The organism is Paraburkholderia sp. D15, from assembly GCF_029910215.1.
Taxonomy (GTDB): domain Bacteria; phylum Pseudomonadota; class Gammaproteobacteria; order Burkholderiales; family Burkholderiaceae; genus Paraburkholderia.
This window is the reverse complement of sequence record NZ_CP110395.1, coordinates 2,138,795-2,160,951: the sequence shown is the minus strand read 5'-3', so window position 1 is coordinate 2,160,951 and position 22,157 is coordinate 2,138,795. Positions and strand designations below refer to the sequence as shown.

Here is a 22,157-nt window from a genome sequence, read left to right as displayed (position 1 = left end):
ATTTGTAGTCCACGGGAGCGGCGGGCGCAAACCTGAACCGCGCCGCTGCGGCTAAGACACGAGACGATACCGGCGCGCCTGACGAACGGCCACTACCAGAAGGGACAGGTTGCCGCCGCGCGGAATGCGGGCCAGTCGAACCCGTTTGCGGCAGCTATGCGGCGATCGACGATCGACAACCGTCGCGCCGCGCCCGGCTTGTCAGGCCGCCACCATCGACGACTGGTTCGCGACGAGCCGCGCATACGCACCGCCGGCCGCCAGCAGTTGCGCGTGACTGCCCGCTTCGACCACGCGCCCCGCGTCCATCACGAGAATCGTGTCCGCGCCTTGAATCGTCGACAGCCGGTGCGCGATGATGATCGACGTCCGTTGCGACATCAATTCCTCCAGCGCAGCGCGGATCTGCTGCTCGCTGATCGTGTCGAGATGCGAGGTCGCTTCGTCCATGATGAGGATCGGCGCATCCTTCAGAAACGCGCGCGCAATCGCCACGCGCTGCCGCTGTCCGCCCGACAGTTGCACGCCGCGTTCGCCGACGCGCGTCGCGAGCCCTTCCGGCAGTGCCTCGATGAACTCGCTGAGCGCCGCGCGTTCGAGCGCCCGGCGCACGTCGGCATCGGACACGTCGCGGCCGGCCAGGCGAATGTTGGCCTCCAGCGTGTCGTTGAACAGATAGGTGTCTTGCGCGACCAGCGCGATGTGCTGCCGCAAACCGTCCGGGTGCAGGCGGCGCAGATCCACGCCGCCCAGCGTGATGCGTCCCTCGCGCGGGTCCCAGAACCGCAACAGCAGATTCGCGAGCGTCGACTTGCCCGCACCCGAAGCGCCCACCAGCGCGATCGTGCTGCCCGGCCGCACCGCGAAGCTCACGTCGCTGAGCGCGGCTTCGCGGCGTCCCGGATACGCAAAGCTCACCGCATCGAAACGCACCTCCGGATTCGCCGGCACCGGCAGATCGCCGTCGACGACCGGTTCCGGCTCCGACTCGACGACATGCAGCCGGCGCGTCGACGCGATCGTATCGGCCAGCTGGCGCGCGACCTGACCGATCTCCGCGACCGGCATGAAGGCCGCCACCGCGACCAGCACCAGCAGCGGCAGCCACTCGTGCGCGAACCAGCCGCGCGCGGCCAGCACCGCGCCGAGCAAGGCGACCGCGAGACCGCCGAGACCGGTGGCGATATCGAGCGCGGCGCTCTGCCGCGACAGGTCGTCCTGCAATGCCGAACGCTGTCGCTGATAGGCCGCGAGATCGTCGAGAAAGACCGCGCGGCGGCGCCCCACCGCCTGGAACGCGATCAGTTCCGCGAGTCCCTGGATCGTCTCGGTGAGATGCGCGCCGAGCTGCCCCAAGGCCGCGCGCGCCGCGCCGCCCAGCCGGTCGATCTTGCCGCGCGCCAGCACCGGCGTTAATCCCGCCACCGCGAGGAACGGCAACAGCACCAGCGCGAGCGGCCATGCGACCCATGCCAGCACCGCCAGCACGGCGGCCGGCACCAGCACCGCGACGAACGCCGGGGCGACCGTGTGCGCGTAAAAATACTCGACGGTTTCGACGTCCTGCGTGGCAAGCGCGACCAGATCGCCGGAGCGGCGGCGCAAAAGATACGCGGGCGCGAGCCGTTCGAGCTTGGCGAACAGCGCGATACGCATCTCGGAGAGGAGGTGATACGCCATGTCGTGCGCGAGCCAGGATTCCAGCCAGTGCAACGCCGCCGCGACCGGTGCGCTGACGAGCAGCGCGAGGGTCAGCGCCGTCACCGGCTTGCCCGATGCGATGCCCGCCACCACCAGCGCGCCGAGTATCCCGACACCGACAAACGCCAGCACCCGGCCGATCCCGCACAGCACCGTCAGCGTGAGTTGCGTGCGCCACGGCCGTACGAAGCGCAAGAGACTGCGCAAGGTGTCGGCCCAGCCGATTTCGGCGGCATCGGCGGCGAGCGCGCGCACGTCGGGCTCCGTGGCGCGCGACGTCGTTGCCGTACGCGGCGCGGGCGCCGGACGCTCGACAGCCGCCGCGGCGACCTGCGGTCCCATCAGGCGCTGGTACACCCCGTCGCGCGCGATCAATTCCGCATGCTTGCCGCTCTCGACCACGCGCCCCTGGTCCAGCACCAGAATCCGGTCCGCGCCGATCACGCTCGACAGCCGGTGCGCGAGGATCAGCGTGGTGCGGCCGCGCATCAACCGGTCGAGCGCCTGCTGGATCACCGCTTCGTTTTCCGCATCGACGGCCGAAAGCGCTTCGTCGAGCACCAGAATCGGCGCATCGCGCAACAGTGCGCGGGCAATCGCGATGCGCTGCCGTTGCCCGCCGGAGAGCGTCGCGCCGCGTTCGCCGATCCGCGTCGCGTAGCCTTGCGGCAACGCCGCGATGAAGTCGTGGATGTTGGCGGCCGTGGCCGCGGCGATCACGTCCGCATCGCCGGCATCGGGACGCCCGAGCCGCAGATTGTCCGCGATCGTGCCGTCGAACAGCGTGGTGTCCTGCGCGACGATCGCGATCATGCCGCGCACCTGATCCGGATCGAGCGCGCGGATGTCCTGCCCGCCGATGCGGATCGTGCCGCTTTGCGCATCATGCTGACGCAGCAGCAGACGCAGGATCGTCGACTTGCCCGCGCCGCTCGGCCCGACGATACCGACCGTTTCGCCCGCGCCGATCGCGAAGCTCAAGCCGGCATGCGCGACCGCACGGCGGCCCGGATAGCTGAAACCGACCGCCTCGAACGCGATGCCCGGGCTCAAGCCGGCGACCTGCGCGCCGCCGGCGGCGGGTGCCTCGCTGCGTGCTTCGAGCAGCGCATGAATGGCGCTGGCCGCCGACTGCCCGATCATCCCCTGATGCAGCACCGCGCGCAGATCGCGTAGCGGCCGGAATACCTCCGTGCCCGCCATCAGCACGATCAGCAGCGCCTCCAGGCTCATCTCGCCGTGGCTCACCCGCCATCCGCCGACGGCGATCGCGGCCGCCGCGCCGAGCCCCGTGCCGAGGTCGGTGAAAAAGCGCGTGAGCAGACCGAGCGCCAGCACCCAGAACGTGCTGTTCGACAATGCCCGCGCCCGTTCGGCGAGCTTGCGGGCAAACGCGCCGCTCTGGCCGAACGCCTTCAGCGTGGGCAGCCCTTGCACCGCGTCGAGAAATTCCTCGCCGAACGCCTTGAACGCCCTGGAACGCGCGAGCGCCGCCTGCCGGTCGGCGTTGTGGACCAGCATCGGCAATGCGAGCGTGACGAGCGCCGCGACCAGCAGCACGGCGGCGGTCGGCACGTCCCACCAGGCCAGCACCGCGAAGATCAGCACCGGCGCGCAGGCCGCGATCACCAGTTGCGGCACGTACGCGCCGAAGAACGTCTGCAACTGCTCGACCCCGTCGATGACGGCCAGCATCACGCCGCCGGTGCGCTCGGCGCCGAACCAGGCGGGTCCGAGCGCCGCAAGGCGATCGAACAGCCGCGCGCGCAGCACCGACTGCACGCGCCCGGCGGTACCTTGCGCGAGCACCACGCGCCGGTGATCGAGCCCGGCGCGCAGCAGCACGCAGACGGCAACGCCGGCCGCGGCCAGCGCGACCTCGCGCACCGGCGCGCCCTGGAAGGCGAGCGCCAGCATCCGCCCGAGAAACACGAAGCGCAACACGCCGAACACCAGCGCGGCGAGGCCGAGCCCGACCGCCGCCGCCACGCGCAGTCTCAGCCCGGCCAGCATCGCCCATAACCTGCTGTCGAAATACATGCATCGCCCCTTGTGGATTGTCTGTCGTATCGAATGGATGCGACGTTACAGGCGCCCGCACGGCGAGGCAAAAGATGGTTTTTCAACGGGTGTTGAGTCTTCTACAATACCCCGCATGTCCCATATTCCACCCCTCGCGTCGCTGCGCGCGTTCGAGGCCGCCGTGCGGCTCGGCGGCTTCGCGCGCGCCGCGGCCGAACTGAACGTGTCGACCAGCGCGGTCAGCCATCAGATCCGCGGCCTCGAAAACCTGCTCGGCGCGCGCCTGCTCGAACGCAGCACGGGGGTCGGCGGGATCAGCCTGACGGCGGCGGGCGCGAATCTGCTGCCCGGCGTCAGCCGCGCGCTGGCGCTGCTGGAGGAGGCCTGCGCGCAGGTCAAGGGCGTGCCGCGCACGCTCACGGTGTCGGCCAACGGCTCGTTCTCCGCGCTGTGGCTGGCGCGCCGGCTCGCCGAGTTTTCGGCGCGCCATCCCGAGACGCCGCTCAACGCGATCACGCTCGACGGCGAGCCGGACTTCGCGCGCCACGGCATCGATCTGGCGATCGTCCACATTCACGCGGACGAGGTGCGCGACGACGATCTGGTGCTGTTCCAGGAAGAGGTGTTTCCGGTGTGCGGGCCGGATCTGTATCCGCTCGCGTCGAAAGCGGTATGCCGGTGCCGGCTGCTTCAGGAAACCCACGATCGCGCGCCCGAACTCGAATGGCGCAACTGGGCCGCGCATTTCGGCCTGCCCGCCGACTTCGATACCAAGATCGTGCGCTATAGCGGTTTCAGCCAGGTGGTGGGCGCGGCGATCGGCGGCGCCGGCATCGCACTCGGGCGCCTGCCGCTGATCGAAGCGGAATTACGTAGTGGACGCCTGATCCGGCTCTTTCCGGGACTGTCGCGGCCGGCTTCGTGGCGCTTCGTGATGCGCGCCGAGCCGGAGCGCCGGCACAAGCTGCTGGAGCCGCTGGTGGCGTTTTTGCGGGAGGAAGCGGCGGTCGCGGCCGCGCCGGATGCCCAGCCATCCGCTGCCCCCGTTGCGGCAATCGGGACAGGCCGCTAGCCGCACCGAAAACCACCCGCCTCGCATCCGATGGCATCATTACGCCCTCGCGTCTTTTTCCTCGAAGCTTTCCGAACATGTCCAATCTGATCGTTCACGGCGGCGTGCCGTTGCGCGGCGAAATCATCCCGTCCGCCAACAAGAACGCCGTGCTGCCCATTCTCTGCGCGACCCTGCTCACCAATCAGCCCGTGCGCCTGATCGGCGTGCCGGATATCACCGACGTCAAGAAGATTCTCGACATCTTCCGCACGCTCGGTAGCGACGTGTCGGTGGATTTCTCGACCGGCGTGCTCGATCTGCATCACCACGCCACCGCCTTCGATCCGGCCACGCACAAGCTGCCCGAGGAGATGCGTTCGTCGATCATGCTGGTGCCGCCGCTGCTCGCACGCTTCGGCGTGGCGCGGCTGGAGAGCGACGTGAAGGGCTGCACGCTCGGCGTGCGCGAGATCGATCCGCACGTCGAGGTCTTCGAGCGCTTCGGCGCCCGCGTCGCACGCACCGACGACTCGCTGATCGTGCGCAACGACGGCCGCATGGCCGCCAACGATCACTGGCTCGATTACGCGTCGGTGACGACCACCGAAAACTTCGCGCTATGCGCGGCCGCCGCGCACGGCACCTCGACGCTCGTCAACGCGGCTTCCGAGCCGCACGTGCAGGAGTTCTGCCGCTTTCTCGCGCTGCTCGGCGTGCGCATCGAGGGCATCGGCACGTCGCGGCTCAGCGTGACCGGCGGCCAGCGGCTCGGCGGCGGCGAGTTCCGCTTCAGCGAGGACTTCCACGAAATCGCCACCTTCCTCGCGCTGGGCGCGATCACCGGCGGCGACATCGCGGTGAAAAACACCGCACCCGAGCAATTCCCGCTGATCGACCGCACCTTCGCGAAGTTCGGCATCGACCTCGTGCATCGCGACGGCTGGTCGCGCGCGCACAGCAGCGGCGCATTGCGCGTACGCCGCCCGTTCACGCAGAACATTCTCACCAAGGTCGAAGCGGCGCCGTGGCCCTACGTGCCGGTCGACCTGCTGCCCATCTTCGTCGCGCTCGGCGTCAAGGCCGAGGGCAGCGCGATGTTCTGGAACAAGGTCTACGACGGTGCGATGGGCTGGACCAGCGAACTCTCGAAGTTCGGCGCGCATGTGTTCCTCTCCGATCCGCACCGGCTCATCACGTTCGGCGGTCTCACGCTGACGCCGGCGCGCGTCGAGAGTCCGTACATCATCCGCGTGGCGATTGCGCTGCTGATGGTCGCGGCGAGTATCGACGGCCGTTCGGAAATCATGAACGCGCTGCCGATCCGGCGCGCGCATCCGCGCTTCGTCGAAAATCTGCGTTCGGTCGGAGCGAACGTCGAATGGACGAGCAGCGAGTGACCAGGCGAGCGTACGAGCGTGCGGATGCGGATAAAAAAGCCCCTGAATCGTGCCCAAAAAAACCGCAATCAATGCGCGATGCGTGCGCAAACGTGTGCGCTTTGAATAAGCCTTATGCACGCTGACTAACCCGCCTGGCCCGCCCCTGTTCCGGCTCATCTTCTGACACAATAGCCGGACATTTTCCGGGCCGGCGGGCTGCTTGCGCTCCCCGCCACGCTCCCTTCAGCCGATCAGCGGGTCATGTGCAAGATGCTGTCTTCAAACTCGATTACCGTCAGAGGCGCGCTGAAATCGGCCGGTGCCGAACTCGTGCGCTCCATGCATTTGCCGTCGGGCATCGTCGTATCGGAATGGACCGGCCGCAATACGCTGACCGAGTATCGAAGTTCGAACGAGAACGTGCTGAGCATCTATCTGTCGGGCGGCGAGAATTGCAGTCAGTTGCACGGCCGGCAGATCGTGCGGCGCGGCTTCAAGGACGCGGTCTGTCTGTTTCCGATCGGCGAAGGTCAGTCGCAATGGCAGATCACCGAGCGGCTGAACTTCCTGCACGTGTATTTCGATCCGCGTAACTTCGAGCAGAGCCTGCTGCAATCGCTGCGGCAGCCGCCCGAAGGTTACGCGTTCCGGGAGGTGTTTCAGGAGGCGTCGCCGGTGATCAGCGCGGCGGCCGCCAGCATCGCGCTCGCCGACTGGACCGACAAGTCGCTGCTGCTCGGCGTCGACGGGTTGATGAGCTGGATTTTGCTGAACACGTTCCGCTCGTTCGGCTCGTTCGCCGCGACGGACGATGCCACACCCGCCACGCGTGGACGTTTCGCGGCCGCGCAAACCAGGCTGCTGCGCGACTACCTGAACGAGAATCTTGGCGAGGCGGTGCGGCTCGAAGACTTGGCGAGCCTCGTGAATCTCAGCCGCTACCACTTTCTGCGCAAGTTCAAGACGACCTTCGGTCACTCGCCGCACGCGTTTCTCACGCATGCGCGCATGAGCCACGCGCATCATCTGCTGAAGACCACCACGCAGAAAATCACCACCGTCGCGCTGGAGTGCGGCTACGCGCAGCATAGCCAGTTCACCACCGCGTTCAGGAAGCATTTCGGCTATCCGCCGCGGGCGCTGCGCGGCGGTTGAAGACGTGGTGCGGCCACGCGTCACGACTCGACCCGCGCGTCACGAATCAACTCGGCGATATCCGGCGTTCTCAGCTTGCGATGCGAGAACGCCGGCACGCCGAGTTCCGCCGCGAGCTTCTGCACCTGATGCTTGTAGCTGCTCTTCAGATTGTCGTGATACGCAACCGCATCGACACCGCCCTTGATCGAGCGGGCGCAGGCGAGCAGATCCGGCAGCCGCGTCGACAGTTCATAGCGATGCGCGACGAGCCAGTGATTCGGCAACAGATGCGAAAACGCGATGCCTTGCGTGTCGCCATAGTCGCGCAGCAACTGCGTGAAGCCCGCCTCGAAATGCGTGCCGCCGATGCCCAGCAACGACAGCTTCGGTTTTTCAGGCGCGACGAAGGCCGTGAGCAACGCACGCGCGAGCACCTCGGCGGCAGCCGGATACGACCACGCGCGCGGGCTGCTGCCGATCTCCAGATCGATCACCGACGGTTTCACCAGACTCAGCAGCTTGCCGGACTCGGCGCCGTACATCGGCCCGGACCAGTGGGTCGCCTCCATCCACGTCGAGAACTGGCCGAGCGCGGCCTTCTGGCGCTGCGCTTCGACGGCGAGAAACAGCGCGCGCGTAATGACCGGATCGACCGGACTGAAGGCGCCGGTTTCCATGTCGCCGGTAGTCTGCACGGTGAAGATCGGATCGGGCGCGTTCTTGCCCTCGTGCCAGTTGACGACGATCACCGCGTCGGCATCGCCGAACTGCTGGTTGAGCACAGGGGCATAGCGCGGATAGTCGTGGCTGAGCACGTCGTCGAGTTGCAGCAGGTCGCAGCGCACGCTGCCCAGTTGCGCGTGCTGCACCGCGCGGCCGTCCACTTCCGCGCTCCCCGGCGCGAATGCGCCCGAGGCCAGCAGACGCGCCAGCACATGCGACGAAACGGGATCTTTCGACGGGTCGACGCAAAACGCCAGCACGATACGATTGATGAGGTTCATGGCCATCCTCGATAAAAACGCGCTTCTACAGAAACTTCCCCATGCCCATCCGCAACCATCGGGCAGCCGCTCAAAACAGCACGAAAAACACCGACGAGGCCGTCATCAGCCCCATGGTCCGGTAGAACGCCCGGCCGCGCATCACGCCGCGCATCACGAGCCCGAACAGCGCCCAGATCGAGTTGCACGGAAAGAAGATCGCGCCGAGCGTGAGCGACAGCAGCACCGCGTCGGTGTGCACGTTGCCGGTCATCGGCAGAAACGTCGAGCTGGCGGTCGCGGCGAGCAGCCAGATCTTCGGATTCAGCACCTGGAGCAAGGCGGCCTGGGTGAAGGTGATCGGCCGCTCGGTGGACTGCTTCTGCCCGCCCGCCGCATCCGACGTGAAGAGCAGATACGACAGATACAGGATGTACGCGGAACCCACGACCTTCAGCGCGACATGCAGTTGCGGATAGCGCGCCAGCACGCCGCCGAGCCCCAGCGCCACCAGCATGAACAGCACGAACACGCCGAGCGAAATGCCGACCAGCGAAGGCAGCGTGCGACGGAAACCGAACTGCGCGCAGTTGCTGGTCATCATCAGGTTGTTCGGCCCCGGCGAAATGACCAGCGGAATCGAAAACAACGCGACCTGCAGCAGTTGCGTGATCAGGATGCTGTTCATTGCGCCTGCTTCCCTTCCCGGCCCGGGGCCGCCGCGGCGCGCTTGCGCCGCCACAGCGCCACGCGATGGGCGATCTCGACCAGCGGGCCGCGGTCGCGCATCCGGTAGGTGGCGCCGGTGTGCGCCTGCGGTTCGCTGTCCCAGCGCGCGATGTCCGGATCGCGTTTGAGACGCGCGACCAGGTTGTCGATCGCGCGTTTTTCGGCGCGCGAATACAGCGTTTCGGAGGTGTCGCCGGGCTGGAAGCGCACCGTGTGATGCGAAACGATCGCCCCGGTGTCGAGACCGGACGCCACACGATGAACCGTCGTGCTCAGCTTGTCGAGGTCGCCGTGATGCAGCGCGAAGAAAAAGCAGTGATTGCCTTTGTAATGCGGCAGATGACCGCCGTGAATATTCAGGATGCGATCCGGCGGAATCAACGCGAGCACGGCCGGGCCGATCTTCTTGGTGCCCATCACCAGATACGCGTCGGACGGGTTCTCGCGCAGCGCGTCGAGCACGCGTTCGTCGTTGATCCACGGCGTTTCGACGTAGCGCACCCGCGGGTCCGCGCGCAGCGCGTCCCAACTGGCGGGCGCCTCGGTGCGAGAGAAATACCAGCTGCGATACCGGTCGTAGCCGAACAGCCGGCGCCGCCATGCGTGGTACAGCGTCCAGCCGTACGCGCGATAGTGCCCGTTACGCCGCAGACGCGACGCCTGCGCATGACCGGGTTCGACGATGACCCGAACCTTGCCGAAGGCCTTCAGGATTTCGGCGGCCAGATACAGATGGTGCGGGCCGTCCGCGCAAAGCAGGGTGATGTCGGCCATCAATGGGTTCTCCGGAAACGTCGGTCGAGATCGCGTGCGAGCGCGGCGGCGCGAACCTCGCGCGCCAGATGGCGGCGCCGCGCGTCGCGCGTCTGCGCCGCGAGCACCTTCGCCGCCGCGCGGGTGTTCTCCGTCGCCGGCCCGGCGCCGCCGCTCAGGCGGTCGAACACCCGGCCGTCGGCGAGTTCGTCGTTGATGCGGGCGAGCAAGGCGCGCGCGCTGTTATCGGCGGCGGTGCGTTCTTCCGTCGACGTCGAGGGCGGCGTCAATGCGCGGCCGACCAGCGCGTGCGCGTCGCGGAACGAGGCCGCGTGCCGCTGCACCAGCAGCTCCGCCGCGAGCGTCGCGCAACCGTTGCCCGCCTCCAGCGCGCAGCAGGCCGCGCCGGCATCGAAACGCGCGCCGTCGATCGCATGGATCGTCACGTTCAGCATGTCGACCAGTTGCACGGTCGACTCGACCACCGCTTCGAGCGCCGTGCGGCTCGCCTGATACGAGTTGCCGGTGGGCAGATGCGACAGCGACGACAGCGTCGCCGCCAGCCGCGCGGCGTTGCGCTCGTGGCCCAGGCGCAGCCATTCGAGCAGGTACGGGTTGCGCTTTTGCGGCATGTTCGACGAGCCGCCGTACATCGCATCGGGCAGCGCGACCAGCGCGAGTTCGCGCATGGTCCACAGTTGCAGGTCGCTGGCGATGCGGTTCAGCGTGCCGCTCAGTTCGGTCAGCAGATACACGCAACGCAGCGCGGGATTCTTGTCGCTGATCGCGCGCAGCGAGTTGGTCGGGCCGCTCGCGAAACCGAGCAGACCGGCGGTTTCGTGCGTGTCGGTGACGAAGGTCGTGCCCGCGCCCGCGCAGGCGCCGAGCGGCGACACGGTCAGGCCGTCGTGCAGCGCCGCGAGCGCGTCGAGCGTGTCGAGCACGATCTGCCCTTGCGCGGCCAGATAGTGGCCGGCGCTGCCCGGCATCGCCGTCTGGTACTGGCTGTAGATGGGCAGCAGCACGTCGGCGGTTTCGTCGGCGCGGCGCGCGAACACCTCGGCGAGTTCGACGCCGCGCGCGGTGACGCGGGACAACGCCTCGCGCATGGTCAGCAGCAGATGCGTGCTGTTGATGTCGTTGCGCGAGCGGGCCGCCTGGATCATCCCGCCGGTGTCGCGTCCGCAGCGCTCGATCACGTAGTGCTCGTAGTCGAAATAGTCGCCGCGGCCCGACACGTGTTCGCGCAGCAGCGCCGGCTCGGCTTCCAGCGCGAGCACGGCTTCCTTCAGCGCGTCGAATTGCGCGGCGCTCAGCACGCCTTGCCGGCGCAGCATCGTCAGATGGGCTTTTTCGATGGTCAGCAGCGTATCGGTGAGCGCGCCGAAGGCCGGCGCGGATTTGCGATACACGATGTCGTGCAGCATCGCCGCGTCGGGCGGCGGCTCGCGGCGGTCGTCGTACAGCACCGTCGAGCGCATCCGCAACGACAGGCTCTGGCGCAACGCGGACGCCGCGCTGCGGCCCACCGCGATCACGTAGCCGGCGCGGTCGGAGAAGTCGAACTTGCCCGCGTTCACGCCGTCGCTGCGAAACAGACCCGACTCGACGCAATCGCGCGGGAAATCCACGCCGAGATAGCGGCGGCCGACTTCCGGCACCACGAACGCGACCGAGCTGTAGAGCGCCGGCGTCGGCACGACGAACTGGCTGCGCCCGGCCAGATAGCTGCGCACGTACAGATCGGCCATCGACCAGCCGTACGAGCGCTCCAGCAGCGTCGGAATCATGCCGCCCGCTAGCCGCGCGTTGATTTCGATGATCGATACCGCGCCGTCGTGCACCTTCACCTCGGTGTGCGCGGGGCCGAAGCTGTAGCCGACCGCGTCGAGCGCGCGGCGCACCGTGTCGACGATCCGCGCGTGCACGGCGGCGTCGAGGTCGGCCGGGAACACGTGCGCGAGTTCGAGGAAGTGCGGCGGCTTGGTGACGAACTTGCGCGTGATGCCGAGCACCTGGTGGCCATCGGCGTCGCTAAACGATTCGACCGAGAACTCGGTGCCGGGGATGAAGCGCTGGCAGATCAGATCGCCGTCGAAGTCGCGTGGAAACGCCTGCGCATTCTCGATCAGGCGCACGCCGATGCTGCCCGTGCCCTGGCGCGGCTTGACGATCACCGGGAACGCGAGCCGCGCGACGGCCTCGGCCGAGCGCACCGTCGTGGTGAGCGGATACGCGACGCCGCTGTCGCGCAGCACGTCCTGCAGGCGCAGCTTGTCGCGGCACAACGCGATTGCCGAAGCCGGATTGGTCGGCAGATCGAGTTCGTCGGACAGACGCGCGGCGATGTCGATGAACGCGTCGCTGGTGGACACGATGTAGCGGATCGCCGGGATCGCCGCGCACGCGCGGCGCAGCGCATCGAGCGACTGCGTATCGCATTCGACTACCGTCACCGCGGCCGGCAGGCGCTCGATGAACGCGTAGCGCGCCGGGTCGCGCACCAGAAAATAGACGCTGTCGTACAGGCAGGACACCTCCAGCAGCCGGTGTCCGAACCCCGTGGTATTGGATTCGACGTAGACGATCGACATGGATTAACGGAATTGTTGGATATCGGCGCGTTGCCAGTTCATCCACGCCCAGTCGCTGCCGGGCGCATAGCCGGTGGGCTGCGTGATCCGTTGTGGCGCGAGACTGTCGTAGGCGGCGTTCGGCGGATCGGCGGCGAAGGTCGTGTCGGCGTAGCGCGAGCCGTCGTCCGGGCTCAGGAACACCACGGGCGACTCCGCGTAACGTTCGGCGGCGAAACGCGCGACCGCGAAGGCCGCGCCGGTGGTGGGTCCGCGGAAATGGCCGTTCGCCGCATACAGCCGGCGCGTGAAGTGCTCGGCGAAATCCGAGCTGACCCAGTGGACGTCGTCGAACAGCGTCTGCCGGAGGTTCTTCGGCATCACCGTGTTGCCGAGGCCGCGCAGCTTGCGCGGGCCGTCCGGCTGGCCGAACAGGATGCTGTTGAAGGTATCCACGCCGACCAGCGTGCACGCCACGCCCGCCGCGCGCAGCGCGCCGGCGATCCCGCAGCTCGATCCGCCCGAGCCGACCGGCGCGACCAGCACCAGCCGCTCGCCCACTGCCGCGCGCAATTCGCGGCTGATTTCCGCATAGGCGTTGGCGTTGTCTTCGTTGTCGTACTGGCGGCACCAGAACGAGCCCGGTTCGTCCGAGAGAATTTCGTGCAGACGGTCGAGACGCGCTTTCTGATAGCCCTGGCTGCCCTTCTTGTCGGTGATGATCTCGACCCGGCCGCCCAGCATTTCGAGTTGCCGTTTGTACGCCGGCTCGATCGCGGGATCGCCGATCGCGACGAACGGATGCTTCAACCGGTTGCAGACGATCGCCATGCCGAGCGCGAAATTGCCGCTCGAGGTCTCGACCACCGTGCCACCCGGCTTGAGATCGCCGCGCGTGATCGCCTTCTTGATGATGTAGTTCGCGGGCACGATCTTCATCGCCTTGAACGACAGCATGTGCAGCGCGCCGCCAAGCGGAAACAGCGTCGCGTCGCGCATGGCGTCGAGCGAGGATTCATATCTGAGCATCGGGATTCCTATACCGTCGTGTATTGACTCGATTCGATTCGTTGCGCGTGCAGGGCGGCCTGCACGTGCGCGGTCTTCGCGACGCGTTCGTGGTCGGCGGCGTCGTACAGCAGGCCGATGCAGGTGCCGGAATGCGTCGCCACGAGGCCGAGCGCGTCGGTCTCGGCGCGCAGTTCGCGCATCAGGCCGATATGCGGATGCGGATTGAACGCCTGCGACAGGTCGCAACTGCGCGTGGCGATCGCGCCGAGGGTGCGCAGATCGGTTGCGCGCAAGGCTTCCTTCATGCCGGCCAGCATGTCGCGGTATTCGTGGCGCACCGCGTCGGGCATGTCGCGCTTGCGGCGGTTGAATTCGACGGTGTCGCATTCGCCGCCGCGGTCGGCCGACACGATCGCGAGCGCGGGCGTGGCGCCGAGCTGTTCGTCGAGCTTCACTTCGCGGTGGAAGAACGAGACCACGCCGTCGTACATCACGCCGTCGGTGGGTTCGATGTGGCGCAGCACGGACTCGATGGTTTCCGGCGCGGGCGTATGGCCGTGGTAGCGGGCGGCCGCGCGGATCGCCGCGACCATGTCGGCGGACGAACTGGCGAGGCCTTTGCCGACCGGGAAGGTCGAACGGAAATTAAGCAAGCCGCCGGGCGGCAGATCGGCGATGCGTAGATAGTCTTCGACGGCGCGGCACGCTTTGGTTTTGCGGCTGACGGTGGCGGCGACGCGCTCGCCGTGCGCGGCGCTGAACTCGATCACGCTTTTCAGGTTGACTGGCAACGTGACGAGAATGTGCCGGTCGTCCGGCAGGACACCTTGCATCAGCTCGCCGAAGGTTCCATGGCACTGGCCTGTCGATGCGGGCGGCGCGGTGTTCTGAAGACGCGGTGCTGCGTCCAGTTCATCGTGCTCGAATAGAACAACCATATATCTCCTCGTAAAAAACGCGACGATTTGATAAAGCCGAGCCAGGAGCATAGCGATGGTTGGTGGGGCATTTCTTAGGGGGGATTGCGCAGTGCTATGTGGAAATTGCTGTTTTGGTGGGTGTGGGGGGCGGATTGCACGGTGGGGTTTAGGTTTTCTCGTTTTTCTGGTTTTTCTTGTTTTTCTGGTTTTGTTTTGGCCTTTCCTTGCATTGTTAGTGGTCTATTAGCGTTGCCCCTGTGCGGGGCGGCACTTACTCTCTTTGCCGCGGCAAAGAGAGTAAGCAGAGAAAGCCGCTTCACACCGCCAGCCCATAAGTGGGCACCGTGGTCCGCACATGGCAGTGGTGCATCTGGAATCCGTGACCTCGCACACTCCCCGCTCGTGACAAAGCACTCATCCATCCCGTCTCGCGCTGCGCGCTCGCCAGCCCGGCCATCCCAAACCAGGGGTTCTTCCTTTGCGGTGGGGGCCATCGGCTGCGCCTCGGCGAGGCGCTGAAAAAAAGACGGGGGCGAAAAGCACCGCCGCCCGAATATCGGAGGGCGGCGTGTGATGGACCCGGGGGCGCGCGCAGCGCCGCCGGAAGCATGACTGCCTTGTCACGAACGTGGAAAGTGCGAGGGCACGGATTCCAGATGGGCCACTACCGTGGCTGTGCGGCGGCCCCGCTTATGAGCTGGCGGGTTGAAGCGGCTTTCTCTGCTTACTCTCTTTGCCGCGGCAAAGAGAGTAAGTGCCGCCCCGCACAGGGGCAACGCTAATAGACCACTAACAATGCAAGGAAAGGCCAAAAAAATCAGAAAAAAACAGAAAAAATCAGAAAAAACCAAAACCCTAATCACCTTCCCCCGCCACAGCAGCCCCCTCGACATGATGCCGCACCAGCGCCCCCTTCACGAACCCCGACGCCTTCATCTCCTCGACAAAACCAGCCAGATACGCCGCCGCGTCCGCCCCCCGCGCCTTCGGCACACCCATAGCCTGTCTGATCACCATAAATCGCCGATCAAGCAACCGCAAACCACCAGCACGCGCAGCATCCTTTTCCAATTGCTGCTTCACACCCGCAGCCACATCCAGATGCTGATCCAGAAAACCCTGCACGACCGCCGGCGAAGTCGGCGTGCGCACCAGCGTCGCATGATGCAACTCCCGCGTCAGAAACAAATCGTACGCACTGCCCTCGCCCACCGCCACCGTCACGCCCGGCCGATCGACCTCCGCATTGCTGGTGATCGGCGACGCGTCCCGCACCAGATAGAAACCTTCGATCAGCACATACGGCGCGGTAAACGCGATCTCCTCACCGCGTTTCGGATCGACCGCGAAGAAACCGATGTCGGCCTTGTTCTGGCTCACGTTGTCGACCGATAACCCCGCCGACTTCACCGCCACCAGCTGCAACGGCACGCCAAGGCGCTTCGCGAATTCGGTCGCAAGATCGACCGATACGCCGACCGGTTGACCCGTCACCGGGTCGAGACTGGCCAGCACGGGATTGCCGAGATTGATCGACGCGCGCAGCGTGCCAGTGGGTGCAAAGACAGTTGCCATCGAAGTCCTCTGTGAAGTGGCCGGCGGTGTCGACAGCGCGCGGTTGGCAGTGGCCGCGCCGGCGCTTGTGGTCTGCGCGTATGCGGACGGCGCGCCGGCCGCGGCGAGGATCGTCGTGGCGACGAGTGCGACAGCCACCGTCGCACCGATGCCCGACGCGAACATCGCGCCTCGCGCGCCGAATGCGCTGCGACGCAACGCACGGAGTGATTGCCCGATCATGTTCGGCCGCCTTCGTCTGAATGGTGGGCTGAGTGGTGACCGGATGAGAAACCTGCGATCAACCCGTCCGACATTATGCCGCCGCTATGCCAGGTATCGCAGCGCCGCCCGCACGACCCGGACGGCACCTTCAGGTACCTTCAGGCACCCTCAGCCACGCGGCCAGCGACGATCCTTGCCATAATGTTCGCCCCGTTCCGCTTCACCGCTTCACCGCTTCACCGTCTCATCCCCTGATCCGCCAACCGAACAAGGAGTACCCCCATGAGCTCATCCGCCGCGCCATCCTCCCCTCCCGCGATCCAGCGCGTCGCCTTCCTCGGCCTCGGCGTGATGGGCTATCCGATGGCCGGTCATCTCGCGAAAGCCGGCCTCGACGTGACCGTCTACAACCGCACCACGGCGAAAGCGGACCAATGGGTCGCCGGGCACGGCGGCCGCGCCGCACGCACGCCGCGCGATGCGGCAAACGGCGCCGAGCTGGTCCTCGCCTGCGTCGGCAATGACGACGATTTGCGCGGCATCGCGCTCGGCGAGCACGGCGCGTTTGCGGGGATGGCGGCAGGCGCGGTGTTCGTCGATCACACCACCGCGTCGGCGAACGTCGCGCGCGAACTCGCGCAGGTGGCCGAACGCCAGGGGCTGCATTTCATCGACGCGCCCGTGTCCGGCGGTCAGGCCGGTGCGCAGAACGGCAAGCTGACCATCATGTGCGGCGGCCAAGCCGACGTGTTCGGGCGCGTGAACGCGCTGCTCGCGCATTACGCGGCGGCCGTCACGCTGATCGGCCCGGCGGGCGCCGGGCAGCTCGCGAAGATGGTCAACCAGATCGCGGTCGCGGGACTGGTGCAGGGGCTATCGGAGGCGATCCATTTCGGCGAACTCGCGGGCCTCGACATGGAGCGGGTGCTGCAGGTGATCGGCAAGGGCGCGGCGGCGAGCTGGCAAATGGAGAACCGCGGCAAGACGATGATCGACGGCAAGTTCGATTACGGCTTCGCGGTGGACTGGATGCGCAAGGATCTCGGCATCTGTCTCGACGAAGCGAAACGCAACGGCGCGGCGCTGCCGGTCACCGCGCTCGTCGATCAGTTTTACGGCGATGTGCAGGGGCTCGGCGGACATCGCCTCGACACATCGAGTCTCATCTGGCGTCTGCGGGCGTTGAAGACGCCGAAAGCCTGAACCATCCGAAACCATCCGAAACCACGCGAACCCCGCTGAACGCACGGCGGCAACACTCGTCGCCGTTGCTCCGCCGTTACTCCGCCGTTACTTCCACCACCGCAGCGGCCGCCGCAGATGATGCCGCTCCAGCCGCACCGTCGCGCCGCCCGCCTGCAGGAACGACGGCAGCCCGTCCAGCGGCACGCCGCTCGCGCGTTCGCGTTCCTCGTCGGCTTCGACGGTCTTGCTGGTGTCGATAAAGAGCGAGGCCAGCACGCCAACCGCGAGCAGGCCCGCCGAAATCGTGAACGGCACGTTGTAGCTGCCGGTCTTCTCGATCAGATAGCCGAACACCACCGGCGACACCATCCCCGCGACGCCGAAGCCGGTGTTCATCATGCCGCCGGCCGTCCCCGCATATTTGCCGGCGATGTCGAGCGGCAAGGTCCACAACACCGGATTGGTGATCTCCAGGAAAAAGAACGACGCCGACAGGAACCACACCGCCGCGAGCGGATCGGTCGCGGACACCATCGGCACGAGAAACGCCAGCGACCCGCCCATGCCCACCACCAGCACCGCGCAACGCGCGAAACGCAGCCGTCCGGTGAGCTTGAACAGTTTGTCCGACACCACCCCGCCCAGCGTATCGCCGACCACGCCCGCCAGCAGCGGCAACGCGGTGAACAGCGCGAGCTGCTTCAGATCGAAGCCGCGCGATTCGCGCAGATACGACGGCAGCCACGTCAGATACACCCACAGCAGCCAGCCGTAGCAGAAGTCGACGAAGGTCACGAGCCACATCCGGCGGATCAGCTTGCGCCACGGCGTCGCCGCGTGTTTCGCGCGATCGCAGTCGCCGGCGCGATAGCCGATCTCGCTGGTCTCCTCGGGCGTGATGCGGCGGTTCTGTTCCGGCGAATTGGTGAACACGAACAGGTACAGCACGGTCCACGCGAGGCTCGCGATGCCGAGCAGGATGAACGCGTCGCGCCAGCCGCCGGTGGCCACCACCGCTAGCACCAGCGGCGGCGTGACCGCACCGCCCAGGCGCGCGAAGCTGTGCGTGATGCCCTGCGCGAAACCGCGTTCGGCAACCGGCATCCAGTAGGTGAACGCGCGCGTCGCGGTCGGAAACGCCCCGCCCTCGCCGATGCCGAGCGCGAAGCGCATCAGCACCAGCATCGTCACGCTGCCCGCGAAACCGGTGGCGAGCGTGGCCACGCCCCAGATCAGCGACAGCACGGTCAGCACCAGTTTCGGCCCGTATTTGTCGGCCAGCCAGCCGCCGATGATCTGCATCGCCGCGTACGGATACGCGAATGCCGAGAACACGAGGCCGAGCTGCACCGTCGTGAGCCCCATCTCGTGACGGATCAGCGGTCCCGCCACCGCGATGTTCACGCGGTCGATGTAGGAGATGAAATACATCAAACACATGACCGCCAGGATGATGTGGCGTGTCTTGATACGCCGGATGCGCGCTTCCATGCTGTCTCCTGAATCTTTTATAGGGTTCGGCGCTGTGCGCCGCCTGGTGCCCTCTGGTGTGTCCGGGTGCCGCTGTGTTACGTGTTCGCTGCTTCGTCTGCTGTCGTCATGTCGTCGTCAGGTCGTCGTCAGGTCGGCACGAGCTTCAGCCGCTGCACTTTCCCCGACGGCCCGCGCGGCAGTTCGTCGATGAAGCGGAACTCCTTCGGCGTCTTGTAGCGGCCCAGTTCGCGCAGGCAGTGTTCGCGCAGCTCGGCCGGATCGGGCGCGGCGCGGCCCTCGCCAACGCGCGGCACGACGAATGCGACGATCTCCTGCCCGTACGCCGCATCCGGCACGCCGACCGCCGCCGCATCCAGCACGCCGGGATGACGCAGCAGCGCTTCGTCGATCTCGCGCGGCGCGATGTTTTCGCCGCCCTTGATGATCAATTCCTTCGCGCGGCCGTTGATGTAGAAGTAGCCGTCCGCGTCGCGATAGCCGAGATCGCCGGTCCGCAGCCAGCCGTCGGCGGTGAAGGCCGCGGCGGTTTCCTCGGGACGCTTGTAGTAGCCGCCCATCACCTGCTCGCCGCGCAGGATCAGTTCGCCGCATTCGCCGGCCGCGCAGTCGCGTCCGTCCCTATCGATCACGCGCGCGTCGCCGCCGGACGGCAGGCCGATGCTGCCCACCCGCCGCCGGTCGACCTCGTACGGATTGCTGAACACCGGCGCGGCGGTTTCGGTCATCCCCATCGTTTCGATCACGCCGACGCCGAAGCGCGCCTCGAACGCGCGGTGATGATCGACCGGCAGCGCCGCCGACGCGCTGCGGCAGAACTTCAGCGCGGACAGGTCGTACGGACAGGCATCGTCGGCTTCGAGCAGATACGCGACGATGGTCGGCACCACGTTGATCCATGTGCACGCGTGCGTGGCGACGTCGCGCCAGAAGGTGCGCGCGGAGAAGCGCGGCGTCAGCACCGCCGAGCCGCCGTGAAAGAGCGGCGCGAGCAGCGTCACGACCAGCCCGTTGATGTGGTACAGCGGCAGCGATGCGAGTACCCGGTCGTCCGCGCCGAGGCGGTGTTCCGCGCTGATGTTGCGGGCGTTCGCGACCAGGTTGCGGTGCGTGAGCAGCACGCCCTTGGGCGTGCCGGTGGTGCCGGAGGTGTACATCAGCAGCGCGACGTCAGTGTCGGCGGGCTCATGACCGGCGCACACGGACGCCGTCGCGGGCGCCGTCAACGACGGCAACGACGGGAGTGACGGCAGCGCCTGCTCATCCGCCTCGGTCTCGATCACCGCGATCTCGCGCGTCCACCCGCCTGCGCGCAGTTCGTCGAGCGCCGCCGCGATCGTGCCGCACGTGTCGCGCGCGGCGAAGATCATCCGCGTGTCCGAGTGGTCGACGATATAGCGCACCTGGGTCGGCTGACACAGCAGGTTCAGCGGATTCGCAACGAGCCCGCTGTACATCGCGGCGAGCAGCAGCCGCGCGGTCTGGATGCCGTTGCCCATGAACACCGACACCACGTCGCCGGGCTTCAAACCGGCTTGCCTGAAACGTGCCTCCAGTTCGCGGCAATCGTCGCGCAACACGCCGAAGGTGAGCGCCGCCGGGGGGCGTCCAGTTGAATCGATGCCGGCGCCGTCGCTCGCGGCGAGCAGGAACGGCTTGTCGGGATACTGCGCGGCGCGCGCGTCGATCAGCGCGCGCAGCGTCGCCGGCGGGGCCGAGTGCGCCGGCGGTACCGGCGGGGCCTGAAACAGCGGCGTGGCGGTGGTCGTCGGCGCGCTCATCGTCCGTACCTCGCGAAGAAATCGCCGAGCAGGTCGTCCGGGTCCGGCACGCGCTCCTCGATCGGATACGCGATGCGCGTCGTGTTCAGGTAATGGCGGAAGCCGAGGTTGCCGGAGAAATTGTTGCGTCCCCACGTGCCGCAACCCATCGACAGCGAAAACGGCAGGCCGTTGTCGAAGTTGCCGCCGGTCGCGAGGCAATGCGCCTGATTCACGATCACCCGCGCAACCGGCAGGCTCAGTCCGAGTTCGAGCGCCTGCGCGGGATCGGTCGAATGCAGGCCGACGGAATGGCCCGCGCCCATGTAAGCGTAAATGCGGCGCACCATCCCGGCGGCCGCCGCGAAATCCGCCGCGCGATAGACGGTCAGCACCGGCGCGAGCTTCTCGCCGGAAAACGGATAGTCGTCGCCCGCGCCGCTCTCCTCCACCATCAGGAACGCCGGATGTTGCGCGGCGATCTCGTCGAGTCCGGCCACGCGCGCGATCGTCTCGGCGGACTTCGCCGTGCATTGCGCGGATAGCTTGCCGTCCACCCACATCGCCGCCTGCAACGCCGCCTTCTGCGCGTCGTTCAGCAGCACACCGCCGCAGGCCGCGAGTTCGGCCAGCATCGGTCGATAAACCGCGTCCTCGATCACGACGCTGTTTTCCGACGAACAGCTGGTCGCGTTGTCGAAAGTCTTCGAGCGCAGGATCTTTTGCGCCGCATCATGCAGATCGGCGGACGCGGCGACGATCGACGCCACGTTGCCCGCCCCCACGCCGAATGCCGGCGTGCCGCTCGCGTAGGCCATCCGCACGTTGGCCTGCGAGCCGGTGGCGACCACCAGATCGCTTTGCCGCATCAGCGCGGCGGTCGCGGCCTTGCCGATCGGCGCGGGCAGCATCTGCACGAGATCGGGGTTCAGCCCGGCTTTAGCGAACTGTTCGTGGATGAATCCAATCAGCAATGCGCACGACGAATACCCCTTCGGCGACGGCGCGACGATCACCGCGTTGCCGCATTTGAGCGCGTTGACGATCTTGTTGGCGGGCGTCGCGGCCGGATTGGTCGACGGCGTGATGGCGGCCACCACGCCGACCGCGCGGGCAATCTCGACGATGCCGTTCGCCTCGTCGCGCGCGATCACGCCGGTGGTTTGCTGGCCGTGCAGGTCGCGCAATAGGCCGAGCGTTTTGCGGTAGTTCTTGCGGAACTTGTCGTCGACGTTGCCGAGGCCGGTGTCGCGCACCGAGCGCTCGGCCAGTTGCCGGTTGCGCCGCGGCTCCATGATCGCCCAGGCGGCGGCGGCGGCGGCCGTGTCGAGCGCATTCTGGCCGGCCTGTTCGAACGCCTGTTGTGCCGCGCGCGCCTTGGCGACCAGCGCGGCGACGGTCTGCTCCGCGTCGTCGTCCGCGCGACCGGTCGTGCGCGCGTGCGGGCTTCCTTCCGGCTTCTCGACTGGTGTGGTCGTCGCCGCCGACGCGGTGGTCTCGGCCCCTATCGCTCTAACATTCATATCGGTGTGCTCCGGGCATCGTTCAGGATTGCAGTGCTATCAATCTAGCCACCGCCGAACGAAGCGAAGTCCCGTTTTTCGCGCCAGGCGTTGCAGTTCGTCGCGCAGCATCGGAAAGTGCGGATTTCGGTACTTTCCACAGTCCCGAAAAGCGCAC

15 protein-coding genes are annotated in these 22,157 nt (G+C 67.0%); 4 read left to right on the top strand and 11 right to left on the bottom strand.

Annotated elements, in window-relative coordinates; genetic code table 11:
- Positions 1–201: 201 nt before the first annotated feature.
- Positions 202–3,741: an ABC transporter ATP-binding protein gene (locus LFL96_RS09295; RefSeq protein ID WP_281000413.1), complete on the bottom strand. Its 3,540-nt coding sequence runs from the start codon at positions 3,739–3,741 to the stop codon at positions 202–204.
- 115 nt (positions 3,742–3,856) lie between these two features.
- On the opposite strand from LFL96_RS09295, the gene LFL96_RS09290 reads away from it, so the two are divergent.
- The 3 genes from LFL96_RS09290 to LFL96_RS09280 all read left to right on the top strand — a co-directional run bounded on the left by LFL96_RS09290 (position 3,857) and on the right by LFL96_RS09280 (position 7,311).
- A complete protein-coding gene (locus LFL96_RS09290) occupies positions 3,857–4,795 on the top strand; it encodes a LysR family transcriptional regulator (protein ID WP_281000411.1) in 939 nt (312 codons plus the stop codon).
- Between the two features lie 77 nt (positions 4,796–4,872).
- Complete coding sequence (locus LFL96_RS09285; protein ID WP_281000409.1) at positions 4,873–6,174, top strand: UDP-N-acetylglucosamine 1-carboxyvinyltransferase; 1,302 nt, start codon at positions 4,873–4,875, stop codon at positions 6,172–6,174.
- Positions 6,175–6,426: 252 nt separating this feature from the next.
- On the top strand, positions 6,427–7,311 hold the full coding sequence (locus tag LFL96_RS09280; protein WP_281000407.1) for an AraC family transcriptional regulator: 885 nt from the start codon (positions 6,427–6,429) through the stop codon (positions 7,309–7,311).
- Positions 7,312–7,331: 20 nt separating this feature from the next.
- On the opposite strand, the gene LFL96_RS09275 is transcribed toward LFL96_RS09280, so the two are convergent.
- The 7 genes from LFL96_RS09275 to LFL96_RS09245 all read right to left on the bottom strand — a co-directional run bounded on the left by LFL96_RS09275 (position 7,332) and on the right by LFL96_RS09245 (position 15,837).
- The gene (locus LFL96_RS09275) at positions 7,332–8,297 is read right to left on the bottom strand and encodes a D-aminoacyl-tRNA deacylase (RefSeq protein WP_281000405.1); all 966 of its coding nucleotides are present in this window, start codon (positions 8,295–8,297) and stop codon (positions 7,332–7,334) included.
- A 70-nt stretch (positions 8,298–8,367) separates the two neighbouring features.
- Positions 8,368–8,964 (bottom strand): LysE family translocator, encoded by a 597-nt coding sequence (locus LFL96_RS09270; protein ID WP_281000403.1) that lies wholly within the window; start codon positions 8,962–8,964, stop codon positions 8,368–8,370.
- Positions 8,961–9,779: a formyl transferase gene (locus LFL96_RS09265; RefSeq protein ID WP_281000401.1), complete on the bottom strand. Its 819-nt coding sequence runs from the start codon at positions 9,777–9,779 to the stop codon at positions 8,961–8,963. The genes LFL96_RS09270 and LFL96_RS09265 overlap by 4 nt, the downstream gene beginning before the upstream one ends.
- The gene (locus LFL96_RS09260; RefSeq protein WP_281000400.1) at positions 9,779–12,352 is read right to left on the bottom strand and encodes a lyase family protein; all 2,574 of its coding nucleotides are present in this window, start codon (positions 12,350–12,352) and stop codon (positions 9,779–9,781) included. The genes LFL96_RS09265 and LFL96_RS09260 overlap by 1 nt, the downstream gene beginning before the upstream one ends.
- Before the next feature lie 3 nt (positions 12,353–12,355).
- On the bottom strand, positions 12,356–13,360 hold the full coding sequence (locus tag LFL96_RS09255; RefSeq protein ID WP_281000398.1) for a pyridoxal-phosphate dependent enzyme: 1,005 nt from the start codon (positions 13,358–13,360) through the stop codon (positions 12,356–12,358).
- A gap of 8 nt (positions 13,361–13,368) precedes the next feature.
- Positions 13,369–14,280, bottom strand: coding sequence for a GHMP kinase (locus LFL96_RS09250; protein WP_281000396.1), 912 nt, complete (start codon positions 14,278–14,280; stop codon positions 13,369–13,371).
- An 837-nt stretch (positions 14,281–15,117) separates the two neighbouring features.
- Entirely contained in the window at positions 15,118–15,837 is a 720-nt protein-coding gene (locus LFL96_RS09245) for an ABC transporter substrate-binding protein (RefSeq protein WP_281000654.1), read from the bottom strand.
- A gap of 486 nt (positions 15,838–16,323) precedes the next feature.
- Here LFL96_RS09245 and LFL96_RS09240 point away from each other — a divergent pair, with 486 nt between their 5' ends.
- Entirely contained in the window at positions 16,324–17,244 is a 921-nt protein-coding gene (locus LFL96_RS09240) for an NAD(P)-dependent oxidoreductase (RefSeq protein WP_281000394.1), read from the top strand.
- 87 nt (positions 17,245–17,331) lie between these two features.
- Here the strand turns inward: LFL96_RS09240 and LFL96_RS09235 are convergent, their stop codons facing one another.
- The 3 genes from LFL96_RS09235 to LFL96_RS09225 form a co-directional block, all read right to left on the bottom strand.
- Positions 17,332–18,717: an MFS transporter gene (locus tag LFL96_RS09235; RefSeq protein WP_281000392.1), complete on the bottom strand. Its 1,386-nt coding sequence runs from the start codon at positions 18,715–18,717 to the stop codon at positions 17,332–17,334.
- A gap of 128 nt (positions 18,718–18,845) precedes the next feature.
- Entirely contained in the window at positions 18,846–20,498 is a 1,653-nt protein-coding gene (locus LFL96_RS09230) for an AMP-binding protein (protein ID WP_281000391.1), read from the bottom strand.
- Positions 20,495–22,000, bottom strand: a complete 1,506-nt coding sequence (locus tag LFL96_RS09225; RefSeq protein ID WP_281000389.1) for an aldehyde dehydrogenase family protein — start codon at positions 21,998–22,000, stop codon at positions 20,495–20,497. The genes LFL96_RS09230 and LFL96_RS09225 overlap by 4 nt, the downstream gene beginning before the upstream one ends.
- Between the last annotated feature and the right edge of the window lie 157 nt (positions 22,001–22,157).

Excerpts from the sequence above, each read along its gene's own strand:
- LFL96_RS09290 (WP_281000411.1), top strand. The coding sequence starts at position 3,857 with ATGTCCCATATTCCACCCCTCGCGTCGCTGCGCGCGTTCGAGGCCGCC.
- LFL96_RS09245 (WP_281000654.1), bottom strand. The coding sequence starts at position 15,837 with ATGGCAACTGTCTTTGCACCCACTGGCACGCTGCGCGCGTCGATCAAT.
- LFL96_RS09270 (WP_281000403.1), bottom strand. The coding sequence starts at position 8,964 with ATGAACAGCATCCTGATCACGCAACTGCTGCAGGTCGCGTTGTTTTCG.
- LFL96_RS09225 (WP_281000389.1), bottom strand. The coding sequence starts at position 22,000 with ATGAATGTTAGAGCGATAGGGGCCGAGACCACCGCGTCGGCGGCGACG.
- LFL96_RS09240 (WP_281000394.1), top strand. The coding sequence starts at position 16,324 with ATGAGCTCATCCGCCGCGCCATCCTCCCCTCCCGCGATCCAGCGCGTC.
- LFL96_RS09295 (WP_281000413.1), bottom strand. The coding sequence starts at position 3,741 with ATGTATTTCGACAGCAGGTTATGGGCGATGCTGGCCGGGCTGAGACTG.
- LFL96_RS09265 (WP_281000401.1), bottom strand. The coding sequence starts at position 9,779 with ATGGCCGACATCACCCTGCTTTGCGCGGACGGCCCGCACCATCTGTAT.
- LFL96_RS09285 (WP_281000409.1), top strand. The coding sequence starts at position 4,873 with ATGTCCAATCTGATCGTTCACGGCGGCGTGCCGTTGCGCGGCGAAATC.
- LFL96_RS09275 (WP_281000405.1), bottom strand. The coding sequence starts at position 8,297 with ATGAACCTCATCAATCGTATCGTGCTGGCGTTTTGCGTCGACCCGTCG.
- LFL96_RS09250 (WP_281000396.1), bottom strand. The coding sequence starts at position 14,280 with ATGGTTGTTCTATTCGAGCACGATGAACTGGACGCAGCACCGCGTCTT.
- LFL96_RS09235 (WP_281000392.1), bottom strand. The coding sequence starts at position 18,717 with ATGGAAGCGCGCATCCGGCGTATCAAGACACGCCACATCATCCTGGCG.
- LFL96_RS09280 (WP_281000407.1), top strand. The coding sequence starts at position 6,427 with ATGCTGTCTTCAAACTCGATTACCGTCAGAGGCGCGCTGAAATCGGCC.
- LFL96_RS09255 (WP_281000398.1), bottom strand. The coding sequence starts at position 13,360 with ATGCTCAGATATGAATCCTCGCTCGACGCCATGCGCGACGCGACGCTG.
- LFL96_RS09260 (WP_281000400.1), bottom strand. The coding sequence starts at position 12,352 with ATGTCGATCGTCTACGTCGAATCCAATACCACGGGGTTCGGACACCGG.
- LFL96_RS09230 (WP_281000391.1), bottom strand. The coding sequence starts at position 20,498 with ATGAGCGCGCCGACGACCACCGCCACGCCGCTGTTTCAGGCCCCGCCG.